Source organism: Candidatus Nitrospira neomarina, assembly GCF_032051675.1.
In the GTDB taxonomy this organism is placed as follows: domain Bacteria; phylum Nitrospirota; class Nitrospiria; order Nitrospirales; family UBA8639; genus Nitrospira_E; species Nitrospira_E neomarina.
The window spans coordinates 581,853-599,860 of record NZ_CP116968.1 but is presented as its reverse complement, the minus strand read 5'-3'; the positions used below and the strand labels follow the sequence as shown (position 1 = coordinate 599,860).

11 protein-coding genes are annotated in these 18,008 nt (G+C 51.1%); 3 read left to right on the top strand and 8 right to left on the bottom strand.

Annotated features, from left to right (window positions below):
* The first annotated feature begins 11 nt into the window (after positions 1–11).
* Both PQG83_RS02680 and PQG83_RS02675 read left to right on the top strand, forming a co-directional pair.
* Positions 12–455, top strand: a complete 444-nt coding sequence (locus tag PQG83_RS02680) for a response regulator (protein WP_312746504.1) — start codon at positions 12–14, stop codon at positions 453–455.
* On the top strand, positions 452–2,434 hold the full coding sequence (locus tag PQG83_RS02675) for a response regulator (protein ID WP_312746502.1): 1,983 nt from the start codon (positions 452–454) through the stop codon (positions 2,432–2,434). The genes PQG83_RS02680 and PQG83_RS02675 overlap by 4 nt, the downstream gene beginning before the upstream one ends.
* 9 nt (positions 2,435–2,443) lie before the next feature.
* Here PQG83_RS02675 and PQG83_RS02670 read toward each other — a convergent pair whose 3' ends face one another.
* The 4 genes from PQG83_RS02670 to PQG83_RS02655 all read right to left on the bottom strand — a co-directional run bounded on the left by PQG83_RS02670 (position 2,444) and on the right by PQG83_RS02655 (position 5,703).
* Positions 2,444–3,166: a S16 family serine protease gene (locus PQG83_RS02670; protein WP_312746500.1), complete on the bottom strand. Its 723-nt coding sequence runs from the start codon at positions 3,164–3,166 to the stop codon at positions 2,444–2,446.
* Between the two features lie 3 nt (positions 3,167–3,169).
* The gene (locus PQG83_RS02665; RefSeq protein ID WP_312746498.1) at positions 3,170–3,547 is read right to left on the bottom strand and encodes a hypothetical protein; all 378 of its coding nucleotides are present in this window, start codon (positions 3,545–3,547) and stop codon (positions 3,170–3,172) included.
* 65 nt (positions 3,548–3,612) lie between these two features.
* Positions 3,613–3,918, bottom strand: coding sequence for a hypothetical protein (locus tag PQG83_RS02660; protein WP_312746495.1), 306 nt, complete (start codon positions 3,916–3,918; stop codon positions 3,613–3,615).
* Between the two features lie 753 nt (positions 3,919–4,671).
* A complete protein-coding gene (locus PQG83_RS02655; RefSeq protein ID WP_312746493.1) occupies positions 4,672–5,703 on the bottom strand; it encodes a chemotaxis protein CheB in 1,032 nt (343 codons plus the stop codon).
* A gap of 448 nt (positions 5,704–6,151) precedes the next feature.
* Between PQG83_RS02655 and PQG83_RS02650 the strand changes: the two genes are divergently transcribed.
* The gene (locus PQG83_RS02650; RefSeq protein ID WP_312746491.1) at positions 6,152–6,604 is read left to right on the top strand and encodes a hypothetical protein; all 453 of its coding nucleotides are present in this window, start codon (positions 6,152–6,154) and stop codon (positions 6,602–6,604) included.
* A gap of 90 nt (positions 6,605–6,694) precedes the next feature.
* Here the strand turns inward: PQG83_RS02650 and PQG83_RS02645 are convergent, their stop codons facing one another.
* The 4 genes from PQG83_RS02645 to PQG83_RS02630 form a co-directional block, all read right to left on the bottom strand.
* The gene (locus PQG83_RS02645; protein ID WP_312746490.1) at positions 6,695–10,906 is read right to left on the bottom strand and encodes a chemotaxis protein CheB; all 4,212 of its coding nucleotides are present in this window, start codon (positions 10,904–10,906) and stop codon (positions 6,695–6,697) included.
* Between the two features lie 440 nt (positions 10,907–11,346).
* Positions 11,347–11,784, bottom strand: a complete 438-nt coding sequence (locus tag PQG83_RS02640; RefSeq protein ID WP_312746487.1) for an STAS domain-containing protein — start codon at positions 11,782–11,784, stop codon at positions 11,347–11,349.
* Positions 11,785–12,051: 267 nt separating this feature from the next.
* Positions 12,052–13,554 carry a BON domain-containing protein gene (locus tag PQG83_RS02635; protein ID WP_312746484.1) on the bottom strand — a complete coding sequence of 501 codons (1,503 nt, stop codon included), beginning with the start codon at positions 13,552–13,554 and terminating at the stop codon, positions 12,052–12,054.
* Positions 13,555–13,687: 133 nt separating this feature from the next.
* Positions 13,688–17,869 (bottom strand): response regulator, encoded by a 4,182-nt coding sequence (locus PQG83_RS02630; protein ID WP_312746481.1) that lies wholly within the window; start codon positions 17,867–17,869, stop codon positions 13,688–13,690.
* Positions 17,870–18,008 lie beyond the last annotated feature (139 nt).

Genomic DNA, 18,008 nt, shown 5'->3' with positions numbered 1-18,008 from the left:
GGAGAACGTTCATGCAGAATCCTATTGAAATTTTACTCATAGAGGATAATCCCGCTGATATCCGGCTGACCCAGGAAGCCTTTCGGGAAGCTCGCCTCCGGAATACCCTTCATGTGGTTCAAGACGGGGTCAGCGCCATGGCCTTCATTCGGCAGGCAGCACCCTTTCAACAGGCGCCCCGACCGGACCTTATTCTGTTGGATTTAAACCTTCCCAAAAAGGACGGGAGGGACGTTCTAAAGGAAATCAAATCCGACCCGCACATCCGCACAATTCCCGTGGTGGTGTTGACCACATCTGATGACGAAGCAGATGTCTTGCGGAGTTACGATCTGCATGCCAACGCGTATTTGGTCAAACCCATTGATATTTTGCAATTCATCAAAATGATTCAATCACTCGAAGATTTCTGGCTCTCTGTAGTCAAACTCCCTCCAAAAGTGGCAGAGGCATGAGCGATCTCCCATCCCCGACTCATTCCATCCTGTTAGTGGAGGACAATCCGGCCGACGCAGAATTAGTGCGCGAGCGGCTGAAGGATGCCTCCGGCATGTCCCCCTTTCATATCACCCGGGTATCGACGCTGAAAGAGGCCCTGACCATCCTTCACGGCACGCCGTTTGACGTTATCCTTCTTGATCTAAATCTGCCGGAAACCAATGGACTTGAAACCTTGAAAATAATCCGGTCGGCAAACTCGGCCATTCCCCTCGTGGTGTTAACCGGCACCGATGATGAACCGCTGGCCCTTGAAGCCATCAAATTAGGGGCACAGGATTATATCCCGAAATCTTCGATGAATGCCGTGTTACTTTCCCGAATTCTGCACTATGCCATTGAACGGGAAAAGAATGAGCGGATTCGCCGGGATAGTGAAAGAAAGTACCGGCTATTTGTTGATGGCGCCACCGGCCTGGCTTTTATCATGCTTGATTTGGAGGGGAACATTACCCATTGGAATTCCGGAGCTGAGCGGCTTTTTGGGCACACAGAAGTCGCGGCATTGCATAAACATTTTTCTCTACTCTTTACTGCTGAAGACAAACGGGATGGTCGCCCGGCAACCGAATTGCGAAGGGCGGAATCCTTAGAAAAAGGGGACGATGACAATTGGCTGGTACGGGCCGATGGGTCACGATTTTGGGCCAGTGGCGCGGTGACGGCTATACGCGACCCCGACGACAAACTGATCGGATTTGCCAAAGTGGTCCGGGACAAAAGCGCTCAAAAAGATACCAGTGACAAATTAGCCGAATTAAATCGCACATTGGAAGAGCGCGTGATGCAACGTACTCAGGAACTCACTCGCAACCAGGAACGGCTACGCGCCATGGCTTCCGATCTCACGGTAACCGAACAACGGGAACGACGCCGGTTGGCGACGGACCTTCATGATTATCTGGCACAGCTCCTTGTCGTCTGTCGACTGAAATTAAGTCAAGGTCAATCGATTTCAGATAAGGAAACCCTCCTCAAGGTGATTCAGGAAGCGGATAACCTCTTGGATCAATCCCTGACGTATACACGAACACTGGTCAGCCAACTGAGTCCGACCTGTCTCTATGAATTCGGACTCCATGCCGCTCTCGTCTGGTTGGGAACCGAAATGGGAAAACAGGGATTAACGGTCACCTTGAAAAGTACAGATGAGACACTAAACCTGCCGGAAGATCAAGCCGTTCTCGTCTTTCAATCCGTTCGGGAACTGTTATATAACGTACTTAAACATTCCGGCGTGCATGAGGTGATGGTGAATCTGTCTTTCCCACAGGACAGCCATCTGCTGATCGAAGTGAAGGATTCCGGCTGCGGGTTTCATGAAAGTCTTGAAGAGAGAAATGAACAATCTCCGACCAATTTTGGACTCTTTAGTATTCGAGAGCGATTGGAAGCCCTCGGCGGAGAAATGGTTCTCCATTCAGCCCCGCAACAAGGCACTCAAGTCCTTTTGCGTATTCCCATTGAACACAGCCAGGAGGATCTCCAGCTACGCACGGTCAAACCGACTCAGGTGCACGCCCACAAAAAGGCTCATGTTTCCCGTCCTCCTTCAGAAAAAATCCGCATTCTTCTCGCAGATGATCATAAGATGGTCCGTGAGGGATTTTGCCATATTCTGAACGCTCAAGTGGATTTTGAAGTCGTCGGAGAGGCAGAAGACGGGAAACAGGCAGTGACCCTTTGTGAGTCACTCCGCCCCGACGTCGTCGTGATGGATCTTCACATGCCCAAGATGGACGGTCTGGAAGCCATCAAAAATATCAAACAATTCTTTCCCGACACTGTGATGATCGGATTATCCGTGTATGACACGCCGGACGTGGCCCGATGGTTCCGGGAGGCAGGAGCGGCGGCATTTGTCACGAAGGGAGGTCCGGCTGAAAACTTAGTCACCATCGTCAGGAAATATCGGCGTCAACAAAAACCTGCCTAGCCCTCTTCCCTATTTCTCGTTGGAATGCTGCGCCATCAACTCGGATGTGTTTCCGGTGCCCGACAGTGTCGCTCCGGTTAACATCTGATAGGCCTGCAACACCGTATTGACGGGAGAAACCTGCATCAGAAAAGGCGTCTGCCAATCATCGTCTTCAGGAAACTGATCTTCAGGAATAATGACTCTTGGAATATGTTCCTCAAAGGCGGCCTGGATTTTCAGTGGGATTCCCCCCACCGCCCCGATATGACCGTCATGGGTCACTTTCCCGGTCATCACGTGGTTCAGGATAATGTCATTATTGTTAGCCATCGCCAGGGCCACTACACTTACCATCGCGGTCAAACTATCCCCGTAAATCGTCACACCGGGATTTGGAAATTTCAAAAAAACATTCCAGGTTTTTGGATCAAGCCCTGCCATGCGAGCCGCCGAGACGATCCCGGAATGAATGGCCACTTGAGTTAACGGTGAAAATTTTCCCGGTCCGCTCGAAAAGGTCACGTTCAACGCTTCCTGACCTTCCTGTTTCCGAAATGAAATGTCCAGTTCAGACACAATTCCGATCGGTTCACCATCCAGGTCGAGAGAGGTTCCCAGAAAGGTCACGGATTGCTTCTGCCAATACATCTGTTCGGCCACAGGCGGTTTTGCGAAGGAAAAGGCCCATCCGCCAGGGATGGCCCATGCCAGAATGCTGCCGATGATCATTGCTCTTCTCAAATGATGCATAGACTATTTCTCCGAAACCGGCAAATACGGGATGATATAATCTTCATCTCCTTCGACCCGCTGATCGACAAATTGATCGAAGACGCCATCCCGATCGTCATCCAGCCAGTAGAATAAAGGCCATTGAACCGTTTCAACGACCGTATTCCAAAATTTATTATTTTCATAAAAAATAATTTGCCGGGCCGTTTTATAATCGACGACTCCATCTCCCCGTAAGGAGTATTCCCGGATATACAATCCCGTAACGATATTCACATCTTCATTGATGAGATTGGCCTCACCGGGTTCCTTCGGAATGTCCGCGGCGATGCCATTTCCCGCCATCATGAGACTCAGGAGAATGCTACATATCCAAAAGCTACATTTTTTGCCGTTCATGATAGTTGCCCTTTTATTGTGACCCGTTTGTGGTCGAATCCACCAAAATGAATATCCATGTTTTTTTACCCTGTCATCACCAATCCATTTTCACGATGACGCGGCTGAGACAAAGTATTCACGGACGGAGTCTCACCTGCATGTGTTCGCAAACGGTTCAGCAAAATAAACGGGTCGATGACGTCACCACATTGAATACAGTGCTTGGCCTGAAACTTAAAATCCTCATAATCGGAGAAAATATCCATATACGTCTCTTCGACCATCGTTCCTCCGCACCGTGAACAATGTGATTGTTGCATTTGGTGAATCAATTGAGGGAACACCTCGGGGTGCTCGTTTCTCATCGCGGTCAGGGTAAATGTTTGCATAACGCCTCCTTCTTTTGAATTGAAATAATTTATATTCATGGTCTGACTGTAGTTTCCCACCCCGAAAGCGACTACTGCCCAAAACCCTAGGTCTAGACCTGAAGATCCCTTGAAACATGTCGAACGCAATATGAGGGTTATGAATGGACGAAAGAGGGAATCAAGCCAATGGGAATGACTTCATGCCCATGAAGAGGAAGACCGAACCAGGCTGCGCATCGTGTTGGGGGCTGTTGAAAAAAGCCGCCAGCGGCGTTCTCGCCCTTTATCCGTGCTCACGTACTGGAAGTACGCTCTGCGCGCAAAACAAAAGTTGTGCCCTTCGGGCCACGTCAGGAAATTTGCGGCCTTTTCTTCGAAAAGCCTCAGGACAGGACTGGACGGACCCTTCGGGAAGACTCAGGGCATGCTTTTTTGAACAGCCCCGAGGCCTCTAATATTCAACGTGCCAGTGGGTCAATAGGCCCCTGGAAATTATTATCATTCAACACTCCCTGTAGGGCATCGACAATAACGAAGATCCCCCGTACCGGCATGAAACCAATCCGCAGAACGTGGTTGGAACGTGATGCACTCACGCTGAAAAAACACCAAACGGAACCGGACAGCCTATTTGAACATCCTGCTTCGGTCATGGAAGATGGTAATTTTTTTTGATTCAGACCGCTTTGAAAAGTTTGGTGCGGTGTTGAACAGCCGGTCCGGGGCATCCTCCTCAACAATCAGGAGAAACCCGTCGGATTGGTGCATGATTCATTCAGACGTGTTGGCTGGCGTGGGAGGTTCAAGCGGAAGGGAAGATTTCTGACTTAACAGATCTCGAAATTGTTGCAATTGAGGCAGGAGAGGTTCCAGCTGCTTTTGATACAAGCTCAGGGTGTGCCGACGACCAGTGTATTCAGCTCTGGCAATACATTTTTGCAGGAGGGCCACACGCTCCTCCATGAGACGAAAGGCCGTCCACAAAGCCTGGTCCAGGCTATTCGATTTTCCTGCCAACAAAGACTGTTCGGTAAATCCATGCCCGACGTGACATTGATACCGCGTTAAGGAGCCCTGGGCCAGTTCCCAAAGGGTCCCTCCGCATTCGGGGCAACTGAGCCCGGCCACTTCCCCCTTGACGTGCCGAGGGGGAAGATGACTCATATAATCATCGACAGTGACGTTTTCTTCAATCAGATCTTCAGGAGGAGGAAATTCCTGACCTACCGTGGTCTTGACCTGTTGAATCAGTTGGCGGGCCAGATCTTCCACCGGCAAACATACATCGACGCGCATATGAGCCAGCACATTATTCGGCAGATCGGGAAACAGAGCCTCTGCGGGATCCTGAACCATAATCATCCCCCCGCACCGCTGGATGGCCAGAAGGCCGGCCACGCCATCATCCAGATATCCTGATAAAATAATCCCCACGACCCGCACGCCATAGGACACCGCCGCCGAACGAAATAACGTGTCAATAGACGGCCGCCAAAGATTTTCACGCGGTCCCTTGGAAAGGACCATCACATCCTTATCAATCAGCAGATGAAAATCCGGAGGAGCCACATACATCCTCCCGTAGGAAATGAATTCTCCATTTTTGGCAAATGTGGCCGGTAGAGGCCCGGCCTCCGCTAAAATGGTATCCAGCGTGGAAGTCGAATACGAGCCGAGATGGAGAACCACCAATATCGAAGCTTGCAAATCCTGGGGAAAATAGGACACCAGCTTTTTGAGCGCGGTAATTCCTCCTGCTGACGCTCCAATGACAATAATGTCGGGATGTGAGGACTGAATCATGGGGATACGTTGCCAATTGCGGAAGCCTCCATCTCCGTAGAGACTCGCCGCCTCGCTATTACCCTATTGAATACCGGTTGCGCACAGTGAACCAGAACGCGAATGTCAAACGACATGGACAAAATGCGGGAAGACTCAAATGAAAAATATAATTCTTCTTCCCTGGTCCAAGTGAATGGATGGCTCTTCCATAGCCTGCCACGAAGTAATTTATCCTGAGAGACGAGAAAGCTGTCTCTCCCAGGCTCGAGCGGATCTTGGCTTGGCGAGATGCTTCGCTTGCAGCTCAGCATGACAACCGGGGAACTGAAAAGCCGAAGGGGTCGTGAGGCATCAATGGTAGGGCGATCATAATCCAGCCCTCCGCTTTGTCATCCTGAGTCGGACGAAGGATCGGTGCCTGGCTCAACCAGGTCACGGCTTGGCCAGATGCTTCGCGGACCTCAGCATGACAACCGTGGAGCTGAAACACCGAAGGAATCGGGAGGCATCACCTTATCCCGTCCCTCCGCTTGGTCATCCTGAGTCGGACGAAGGATCGGTGCCCGGCTCAACCGGGTCACGGCTGGGGGAGATGCTTCGCCTGCCGCTCAGCATGACAACCGTGGAGCTGAAACACCGAAGGGATCGGGAGGCATCACCTTATCCCGTCCCTCCGCTTGGTCATCCTGAGTCGGACGAAGGATCTAGGCTTGGCTCAACCGAGTCACGGCTTGGCCAGATGCTTCGCCTGCAGCTCAGCATGACACCGATATGGTGGGGCGATCATTATCCAGCCCCTCGGCATTGTCATCCGGAGTCTGACGAAGGATCTGAGCCCGGCCCAACCGGGCCTTGGCCTGGGGAGATGCTTCGCCTGCAGCTCAGCATGACAACCGTAGAACCGGGAAGTCGAAAATGATGGTCACGCGTGCGATAGGTATAGCGAGATTCTTTCGCTTCCCTTCTTCGCTCCTGGGACTTAATTTTTATGTGAGGGGCTCAAGAGACATCATCGATTTTTTTGACTGGATCGAATGAATTCGGCGAAGGAACCGAATGAATCCCCTTTGGAAACATATTCATCTCCTCCAGCCTCTGCAAAGTTCTTGGTCACGATCTGATCCCCATGCATGGACAACCCGATAACATAGACTGACGGGTGGCTGGCTTTGATGAGGCGGGTAGCTTCTATTCCGTTCATCACCGGCATATTGATATCCATCACCACCACATCAGGATGGAGAGACCGAACAAGCTCAACCGCCTGTTCGCCGTTTTGGGCTTCTCCGACCACCTGAATATCGGGGCAGGCATTTAACATGGTGCTCAATCCTTCACGGAATATGGGATGGTCATCCGCAAGCACGACCCGAATGCTTTCCTCCATTTTCCCGGGATTCGCAATCTCCACAGCCTTGGCAGGAGAGGAGAGCTGAATGGCCTCCAACTCAGCATCTTGAAAGGAAAAAGGCATCTTGATCAGCACGCGGGTGCCCGCACCGACAGTCGAAAGAACCTCACATTCACCTCCAAGACTTTCCACGCGTTCTTGCACATTTAACAGGCCGAATTTTTCGTAGTGGGAATGAGTTTCACGGGTCGAGGACAGATCAAAACCACATCCGCGATCCGCCACTTCTATTCCAAAAAACTCCGGTGAGACTAAATTGAGGACAATGGAGGCTTCCTGGGTTTGGGCATGCTTCATCACATTCAACAATAATTCCCTGATGACCTGATACAGAATAATTGAGTCGGATTCCGGAAGATTTAATAGATGATCATCAACATGAGAGGTCACCGTGACGCGCAAATCATACCGGCCCATTTTTTCGGCCAACCATCGGATGGCTGCCATGAACCCGAATTCATACAAGATGGGCGGACTGATTTGAGGAATGAGATCCCGCGTGTATTGCAACGCCTCATCCAGAGATTCTTCCATTTCCCGCACAAGAGGTGCCTGCCGATTCGAAAGATCGGCTTGTTGCAACTGACTGACTTTGATCTTCCCCACAACCAGCAACTGGCCCAAATAATCATGTAATTCGGTGGCAATGCGACGCCGTTCCCGTTGTTCGGTGAGAATAAGGTCTAAGGACAGTTGACGCAGTCGGTGTTGATGCTGAAGGAGTTCCTGTGTCCGTTCAGCGACGCGGCCTTCCAGCGATTCGGTCATGGACTGCAGTTTATTTTCGATATTTTTCCGGTGTATGGCCGAGGCCAGAATATTGGCCATGGCTTGTAGGAACTCTACCTCCTTCTCCCCAAACTCCCGACTCGATGACGTATGCACACCGAGCACTCCGTGCGGATTGCCGTCCTGATCCCGGATGATGCAACTCATGCCACTGGTCACCTGATGATCAATCAGTAAGGAGGGACCGGAAAACCGGCTTTCCCGGGATAGATCTTTGACGATCACGGGCTTGTCGCATATCAGCGTATACCCAGCCTGGGAATCGAGATCGGTGCCCACCACCGCATGGCCGACCAATCCTTCTTTCCATCCGATTCCGGCGCGAAGAAGGAGAGACTCTCCTCCCGGCAATAATTCAAGCACTTTGGCCATTTCGATCGGTAAGGTCTGACTCAGGAGTGTCACACATGCGTCCATGACCCTCTGCACATCTCTTTCCTGAAGCGCCAACTGGGCGAAGTCCGCCATCACCTTCTGTTGTTGAGAGAAACGAAGCACTTGATCTTCCACATTGGAAAGCTGCGTGATGTCCACAAAGGTCAGCACGACTCCCTCGACCTCATTGTTGCTGCTTTGGTAGGGAGTCAATCGTGAGAAAAATGTCCGGGTGTCATGAGAAAATCGGCGCGTCCGCTCCTTAATCCGTGAGGTGCGCAGCACCTCCCGAATATCCCCCATTAACGTTTTATCCTCAGAAAATGAGGACAATTGAGTGATGGGCCGGCCGAGATCGGTATCCAAAAACTGAAACATCTTTTGGGCAGCAGGCGTGTATTTCTGAATACCTAAATCGGCATTTAGAAATAACGTGGCAATGTCCGTCGTCCGAAAAAGATTTTCCATATCGCTATTGGCGTGATCCAGTTCCTCCACTTTTCCTGAGAGTTGCGCATTGACCGTTTCCAATTCTTCATTGATCGACTGCAATTCTTCCGTGGATGTTTGCAGTTCTTCATTGGCGGATTGGAGCTCCTCATTGACCGACATCAATTCCTGATTGGAAAATTTCAAATCCTGGTTGGAGGTCTCCAGTTCTTCCAGGGCCGTTTGCAAATGCTCCTTGGTGGCGTGAATTTCCTGCTCCAAGTCCGTGATCGTCCGGTGCTCGCCTTTGGAGTATTTCTTCGGGACTTTGGAAGATTTCCGGGTGAGTCCTTTCTCACGGAAGACCACCATCAGCAGATCGGATGATTGCTTGGCATGAAACAGCGGACGAACAATGATATCCACAGATTGCAGATCATCATTCACAGCCAATTGAATATTGGGGTTGACCACTTCCTTGCCGGTTTTCACGGCCTTGAATATTCCGGTTCGCAAGGGCATACGCAAATCCGGCGTGACCATATTGATCAAATTCACGTCGAGCGAACCTGAGGGAAGCTGCAGGTAGGTCCCGGTCCGGCCGGAGACATATTGCACATGGCAATCTTTATCGATCAACACCGCGGGAGGACCGTACTCCTCTCTCACCAGTTGATCGAAGGTGTGCGTGAAGGGGTCCTGCATCTGGGGAAACAGAGCCGGTTTCGCAGTAGGCAGGCGGCCACGCGGTCCCCGTATCGGAAAGTTGGGAAATGTGCGGCGCATGATCTCTTTGGGTTGAAACACCCGAAAGCGTTTATTCACGGAGTGAAAGAATCGGGATTGGTCTTCCGCCTGTTCCGACGCGCCGAGAAACAGATAGCCCTCAGGGTTGAGGGAATAATGAAACACGGCAAACATCTGATTCTGAAGATCGGGTTCCATGTAGATCAACAGGTTCCGGCAGGAAATCACATCCATGCGGGAAAACGGGGGATTGCCGACGAGATTATGAAAGGAAAAGATACATAATTCGCGTATTTCCTTGGCGACCCGATAAACGGAACCCTCCTGTTCAAAGAACTGGAACAGTCGATCGGGCGGCACATCCTCCCGAATGCTCTCCGGATATCGTCCACGGCGGGCAAAATCCAATGCCCGTTCATCAATATCCGTCCCGAAGATTTGAATAGGAATGCTAAGATGTTCCCGACGGAGGTATTCATGAAAGAGAATCGCCAGCGAATACGCTTCTTCTCCCGTCGAACAGCCCGGGACCCACACCCGGATGGCTTCATCGTTTTGTTTGGATTGCACGATCTTGGGGACGATCGTGCCGGAGAAAAATGCAAACGCTTCCGGATCTCTAAAAAATTGCGTCACACCGATTAACAGCTCCTTAAACAACCCATCGACTTCATCCGAGTCCTCCTGTAATCGTTTGACATAACTCGCGGGAGAGGCAATGTGCAGAATCTGCATGCGCCGCTGAACCCGCCGACCCATCGTATTCCGTTTGTAGCCACGGAAATCGTGTCCGGTCCGACGGTGCAGATGCGAACAGATCACGTCTAAGTGGTTCAGCGCTTCTGCACGAAGGGTGTCCAGTCCTTTCCCGTCCCGTAATTCGTATAAATACTTCGCATAGAGAATCAGCACTTCCGCGATGGCTTCGACCGGGAGGATATGATCGATCAATCCGGTCAGAATGGCACTCGTCGGCATCCCGGAGAATTGGGCCGTTTCGGCTGATTGGGCAATCGTTAACCCGCCATGCTCCTTCACGGATCGAAGCCCGACTGCTCCGTCGGACCCTGCGCCGGACAGAATCACTCCGATGGCAAATGGACCCTGATCTTCGGCCAGGGATTGGAAAAACTTATCGATGGGCGTTCGAAGGCCATGCACTTGTGAAGGACGGTCCACTCGCAAAAATCCACCCTCAATGCTCAATTGCGTGTTCGGAGGCATAATATAAATATGATTGGGTTCGACTAACGTTTCATCTACCGCGACATGAATCGGCAGCGAGGTCTTCCGCGTCAGCAATTCCGGCATCAGGCTTTCGCGATCGGGAGCCAGGTGCTGAATCACCACAAAAGCCATTCCGCTATCCTCAGGAAGCGTGGAAAAGAACCCGCCCAATGCCTCGAGCCCTCCAGCCGAAGCGCCGATCCCGGCAATGGGAAAGGCATTGGACTGCGAATCAGCCGCCACCCTCTGGGAATCTGGTGTAGGGCTTGGTGCTGAAGAGGAAGCCTTTGGGCTATTGGAGGACTTCCGTGCTTTTTTGACGGTTGGGGATTGCTTCGGCGAGGGAGCAGGGGAGGATGCTGATCGACCCTTGGACGAATCTTTTTTTCTAGTCACTAAAAGTCTTGGCTTTCCGCGAAGTTCGTGTGAATATTACTCTACCTCACGGTTTCAAAGAAAGAGCATGTGCCGAAATTTATTCGGTTTCATTCTCCATCGGTGTACCTAACCACTTGTGGAAAGGGGATTAAAATTATTCATATGGCAGTTTTCACTTCTGCGACCTAACTCCCGCCACAAGTCAGGATGATGAATGAGCTGACCATTTCGCAACACTCCTTCACGTCTGAACCCTGCAATCACCTGATCATTCAAACATACATTTCTCAAGTCAGGCGCGTTTTCTACACCGATGCTATTCCGGCAGATGATACCTGCCTTTCGTTTAATGGGGTCTTCAACTTTTCCCCATTTGCACATAACCTCGGAAGCCGGAAATTCCCTTCTAACACATTTCCGAGCTCCTCCTGGGATTCAATTGAGGTGGACAATTCCAATATTCCTGCCTCTTTCAAATAGGGTTGAATGGAAGGTTGCATGTTATACAAAAATACACCTTTCCCCTGTTCCCTGGCTTTAAACACAATCTGGAAGATGGTCCAGGTCCCGATAGAATTCACACATGACAAGGACCGTAAATCTAAAATGAGTAAGGAAATCGGCGACGAGACCACACGCTCCAATAACATGTCGGTTCGACTCAAATTAGGGGTATTAATACTGAGATCCACGGTGAGTGTCAGGACCACTTGTTGGCCAGGGGTGCTAATAGTGCATTTCATTACCATGTCCTCCCTATGGGTTAGGTGATTAGTTAGGTGATAAAAACGAAAAAAAATTAAAAAAAAGTATGAAAAAAGTCTTTTGATTTTACGCGTCCCGGTAATTCGCGCTACTCTCTATTACCCTTGAGGTTAAATACCTAAGCGGGCTATGGGGAGGATTTCATGCCTTCCCTGGCACTCAAAAGAGGATTTCATACAAAATTGAAACGATGGGGATTAGAGTGAAAATGGATTTGATTGTTCCGATTTGGACCAGCCCGACTTTCAACGTCGGGAATGAATGTCTTGACTGAACAAATCAGAAGAAGCGAGAGATTTTCCCACTCGCAAGCGGTTGATGACGATCGAGGCTCCTGCCTCAAACGCCTGCTGTTCGGCCATGAGCCGGTGGTGCATATGCTGAACTGATCCGGACAAGGTCGCCTTGCCATCTTCCACCGTCGCCACAATATCCTGGCTCGATAAGAAGGGGCTCCACCACACCTGGTTTTCGAAATCCAGTTGGATTTCCCAGTCCGTTTTTTCGATTTCGGAATTTGAAAAGCTGATGTGATTGGTCAGGCTTGTCACGCCTCGGATCCGGGATGCCACGTTTTCGGCATGGTTTCGTTCATAAATCGAATCGACCGTCCCCGTTAGCAGGACAGCTCCTTTTTTGACCGATCCCCCGAGGGAGAAGGGCTTCAAGACAGGATCTCGTGAAAACGCGGCGAACAACCGGGCCTGGATATCGGCATCCTTTGGAGTCGCTTTGGACTGGACGATGATAAGATTGTTGACGGATTGGACCCCGACCGTGTTATTGGCGTTGTGCTCAGCCTCACGTCTAATGGAGAGAAAGGGTACACTTCCTTTCAAGGTCACCGTCCCATTTTTTACCGTCACACTGATCCCGAATGGCGCGACTCGGCGGTCATACGCCAGCACTTTTTGAATGGCAGTGGCAACTTCCCGGTCCGTAAACGCGGGACGCTGAGTCCGCATCATCGGATCCGGCGACACCCAATTAATGGTGATACCGCTCACATCCACGTCCTGCACACCTTCGACCCATGCCAATTCGGCAATCCGACTTTTTTCGTATACGCTTTCCACCTGTCCAGTCAGAATCGCGCGACCCTTTTCCACCTGGACATGTAAGAGGGATGGGTTGACCACCCAGACATCAAATGCCAGACGATGGGTGATTTCCTCCTTCAGGATTGAATCCGGCCTATCTGGAACGCTCTCCACCTTCAAAAGGTCCCGAACCTCGCGAATGCCTTTGACCATTTTGGCTAAATTGAGCGCAGTGTGTTGTTCTTGCCGGGAGTGCACCTGACCCGTCAAGGTGACGACTCCTTCGACCACATCAACATGAATGTCGTCGCGCTCCACCACCGGATCTTGGAGGAAGAGGTATTCAAGTTGTCGCTGTAGGCCGGTATCGTCGTTTGTCACGACCGGTCCCACTGAGATGCGATCGATGACCCCTCCAACGCCACGAATAGCCTGAGAAATTTCCGTGGCACGCTGCTGAATCCAAAGACTGTCGGCTGTCCCGGTCAAGGTGGCAATGCCATCCTTCACTGACACTTCAATTGAGGAAAACGATTGGCGATCGACCCTGGACAACCGGTTTTTAATGGCCACGGCTATCTCGATATCCTGTACCTTTTGAACCTCTTTTCCAGTAACCTCGGCAGTATTTTCCACGTCCTCTGCGGCCATTCCAGGACCGGCCGAAAGGCCAAAAATCAGAGCAATGATAACAGTGTAAACCAGCAAAGGCGTATCCCATTGACTGAAAGATGAGCAGGAACGGTCTTGGATACCATGAGGAAAAACCCCGGGAATGTCAGTTGACAAATTTGGCGGGCACAAACAAAAATTATCCGGGATTCAGAATCTGCGTAGAGGTTTAACTGAAGTTTTGATGCAGCCGGGCTATACGGGCAATCATGCGATACAGGTCTTGTCCGGCAGTTTCCTTGGACAAATAGCCGGCCGCACCGGCTTCACGCATGGCTTGCTCCGTTTCCTTATCCTGACGAACCGATAATCCGATCACCTGAATATTGGGGTTGTTCTGACGAATCTGCCTGGTGGCGTCAATACCGTTCATATGTGGCATATTAATATCCATGACCACCACATCCGGTTGCAGAGATTCTGTCAGACGGATGGCTTCGATCCCATCCCCCGCTTCTCCGACAACCTCGACGTCGGGCCAGGCATCCAGCAAACTTCGCAATCCCTGTCGAACCACGGCATGGTCATCGACCAAAAGGACTCGATAACCCGAGGACATTTCCGGACTTGAGCCTTGACCGGCTCCCTGGGCTATCGAAGGTGCACCATCTGAAAAAGGTACGGTCACATGTGATTGGTCATGCTCAGAGAGGGCCACATACAAGCGGATGCGTGTTCCGGAACCGGGACTCGAGTCTATGACCATCCGTCCACCTAATAAAGACATGCGTTCTCGAATACTGAACAATCCGAATTGATTGGCCGTATGGCTATGTTTTTCGATGAGGTTGGGATCGAAGCCAACGCCCCGATCCGAAATGTCGATACAGACCTCATCCGGTGAGGAAAGGCTGACGGCCAGATAGACGGTGTCCGCGCCGGCATGTTTCACCACGTTCATCATAAGTTCACGAATGGATTGAAACAAAAGCACCGCCTCATTCTCGGTGAGCGTCAGATGGTCGCGCTCCATTTTGACTTCCACGGTCAGTCCATATTGTTTCATATCCTCTGCCAACCACTGCAAAGCCTTGAGTAACCCGAATTGATACAACACTGACGGGACCAATTGAGCCACCAGCGAGCGTGTATACGCCACCGATTGGTTGAGAATGCGATCAATTTCTTGAAGAACCGGAAGCATGTGACCCTCGTGACTCATCTGCTCAAGTCTGTTGACGTGCAACCGGCAGGCGACGAGGAGTTGCGCCAGAAAATCATGAAGTTCCTCGGCAATCCTCCGTCGTTCGCGCTGTTCCGTCAGAATCAGTTCACCCACGAGTGCCTGCAAACGGGATTGATTATGCCGCAGCTCTTCCGTGCGTTTGGCAATTTGGCTTTCTAATTTGATCGTCAGGTGTTGGAGTTGCTCCTGTGTAGTTTTTAATTCGGTAATGTCCGTATTGGTGCCGATCCATCGCACGACCTCCCCATGCTGATTCCGAATGGGCACGGCTCTTGAGAGAAACCATCGGTATTCACCGTCCTTGCCCTTGAGAGGAAAGGTGTCCTCCCATATGTGCCCGGATTGAAAACAGCGGCGGATTTTTTCAACCACCCGGTCGACATGATCGGGGTGATGGACTTTCCTCCAGCCCCACCCTTCCATATCCTTGAACGTGGTCCCGGTATACTCGTACCAGCGTGCGTTGTACCAATATCCCCATCCCGTGGAATCAGCCATCCAGGCAAATTGGGAAATCGTATTGGCAAGAGTACGAAATCGCTCTTCACTTTCCAGGTGTTGTTCCTCGATATCTTTCTGATAGGAAAGGTCCAGCACCAAACCGACATACCCCAAATATCGGCCGTCCGATTCAAAGCGGGGCGAGGCGGAATCCAGAACAGAGTGATACTCACCCTTCGCACTCCGAAGGCGATATTCCAGTCGAACGGACTGTCTTTTTCTGTTCGCTTCGTAAAACGCCTGTTCGGTAGATAGACGATCCTGAGGATGAATGGCAGACAACCAACCCTCACCGAGCCCGGTTGCCTCTGTCTGCCCGGTCAAGTCATACCAGGTTTGACTGAGGAAGACACAGTTCCCGTCTGCGTCCGTAATCCAGGTCATGATCTCGGGGTGGTGGGCGAGATACTGGAAACGTGATTGATATTCGATCGCGGTACGACGCATCGCGGCCAATTGAAGTATTTTTTTTACCCTTGCCAGAAGCTCTCTCCCCGAAAACGGCTTGACGAGATAGTCATCCGCACCGGTCAGAAGTCCATCTATTTCGGCCTCCTGACCGGCCCTGGCCGATAGGAAGATAAACGGGGTCGATTGAAAATCCTGATTGGACCGAAGACGTGTCAGCAATTCATGTCCATCAATGCGGGGCATCATGATATCACTCAGAATAAGGTGAGGGCGGACCGTGTGAATCCGCTCCAAGGCTTCCTGCCCGTCACAGACAGACACCACCTCATAGTCGGCACACAGTAAACGCGTCAAATAATTCCGCATATCCCGATTGTCTTCAACCAGTAAAATGGTGGGGCGTGAGTGATCCATTTCCTGGGGTAAAGCTTCTTCATCCTGGAGATTTTTTTGACCGGCCGGTTCATGATCCGTGGCTCCGGCCCACTGCTGGGTCTCCAAAATGAACGACTTGGCCACACGTTCGTCCTTTGGTTGCGTCGATGTGTGGCACACCTGCTCCGGCGGAAGGTGATGAAATCCGAACGGCACCGTCACGGTAAACACACTTCCTCTTCCGGGTTCACTCTCTACATGAATCCTCCCGCCATGCATTTCGACCAACTCTTTCACTAAGGCCAGACCGATTCCGGTTCCTTCAAATGTTCGTCCCTGGGCTTCCTTGGCCCTAAAGAACCGGTCAAACACATGAGAAAGCGTCTCCCGGCTCATGCCGACTCCGGAATCCTCAATCCGGACATCCACGCTCTCCCCATGCGGACTGACTTCCATGGACACCCGTCCTTGCAACGTGAACTTTAAGGCATTGGAAAGCAGATTCAGCATGATCTTTTCCCAGCAGGTCCGATCCACGTAGACCGGTTGAGACAGCATGGAACAGGACACGACAAATTCCAGACCGGCATTTTTCATGGCGGATTCAAACGACGATGCCAGGTCAATGGTCAACTCACAGAGATCCACCGGTTCAAACACGGCCTGCATGCGGCCTGCTTCCAGACTGGAAAAGTCCAATAGCGTGTTCACCAGCTTCAGCATCCGCACCGCATTTCGGTGGGCCACCTCCACACCAGGAGCCGTGGTGAAGGTGGTGGTTTGCATCGCTTCTTCCAGAGACCCGAGAATCAGTGTGAGAGGTGTGCGGAACTCGTGGCTCACATTACTGAAAAAATCGGTTTTGGCCCGGTTCAGTTCGGCCAAGGCTTCAATCCGTTTCCGCTCTTCGGTCCGGACCTGCGCACGATTAATGGCTCCCGAGATCCCCTTCGCGAGCAGATTCAAAAACTCACGGTACTGGTCATCAATGGCCAGCCTCGGACTGATCCCCACAATTAGATAGCCGGATTGTTTTTGTGTCTCCCAGGACTCCACAGGCAGCACTATCCCCTGATGGGGCGGCTCCGGCCACGGCCCTCCGGGAAGATTCAGCTGCCTGTTTATAGTGAAGACGGTCTCATCCCGCCTGTGGGAAAGTGACAGCGGCCACCATGGCTGAGGATGAAACATGTCTCCATCCATCTCGAGTCGAAGTGGAGTCAGGAGTGAATCAGACTGAAAACCTGATTGTGCGGCCAGACACAGAGAGCGTACGTCCTTATCCCACAAATATATGAGGCTGAACGGAATATCAAAGGAATTGTCTGTGAGAATTTCCGCCGAAAGCCGACACACCTCTCCCACAGAATCGGCTTCTTCCGTCACTGCGGACAAACGTCTGAGCGCATGAAGCCTTCGCCCTTTTAATACCTGGCTGGTTTCTTCGGTACAGGCACAAAAGAGTCCTAGGATATCTTCTTGTTCATTCTTAATCGGGCTGTAGGAAAATGTAAAAAAGGTTTCCTCTAAGAATCCATGTCTACGCATAAATAAGAGAAGATCCTCATTCCATGTGGAACGACCTTCTTGAAAAACAATGTCGGCCTGGGGACCAACCACCTCCCAGACATCAGACCAAATCTCCGATGCACAAGCACCCAACGCCTGCGGATGTCGGTTCCCCAATATCGGAATATAGGCATCGTTATAAATATTGATGAGATGTCTCCCCCACCAGACAAACATGGGATATCTCGAATCCAGGATAATTTGGACGGAGGTTTTGAGCTGAGCGGGCCATCCGGCCATGTCCCCCAGCGGGGTTTCCAGCCAATTTTTATTTCGAATATGTTCTGCCATCTGGTTGGAAGACAACATAACCTAAGCCCTTTCGCCTCAATGAACCCGCTAGGCTGCCAATGGAGAAACCGGGTGGATGCCTAATTTTTCTGGTTTTTCAGCCTCAACCCTATCACACCTATCCCGCCCATTCAGTTGACAAATCAGGGTTTTTCTC

Coding starts and splice junctions, on each gene's coding strand:
- PQG83_RS02680 (WP_312746504.1), top strand. CDS start 12: ATGCAGAATCCTATTGAAATTTTACTCATAGAGGATAATCCCGCTGAT.
- PQG83_RS02675 (WP_312746502.1), top strand. CDS start 452: ATGAGCGATCTCCCATCCCCGACTCATTCCATCCTGTTAGTGGAGGAC.
- PQG83_RS02670 (WP_312746500.1), bottom strand. CDS start 3,166: ATGCATCATTTGAGAAGAGCAATGATCATCGGCAGCATTCTGGCATGG.
- PQG83_RS02665 (WP_312746498.1), bottom strand. CDS start 3,547: ATGAACGGCAAAAAATGTAGCTTTTGGATATGTAGCATTCTCCTGAGT.
- PQG83_RS02660 (WP_312746495.1), bottom strand. CDS start 3,918: ATGCAAACATTTACCCTGACCGCGATGAGAAACGAGCACCCCGAGGTG.
- PQG83_RS02655 (WP_312746493.1), bottom strand. CDS start 5,703: ATGATTCAGTCCTCACATCCCGACATTATTGTCATTGGAGCGTCAGCA.
- PQG83_RS02650 (WP_312746491.1), top strand. CDS start 6,152: ATGACAACCGTGGAGCTGAAACACCGAAGGAATCGGGAGGCATCACCT.
- PQG83_RS02640 (WP_312746487.1), bottom strand. CDS start 11,784: ATGAAATGCACTATTAGCACCCCTGGCCAACAAGTGGTCCTGACACTC.
- PQG83_RS02630 (WP_312746481.1), bottom strand. CDS start 17,869: ATGTTGTCTTCCAACCAGATGGCAGAACATATTCGAAATAAAAATTGG.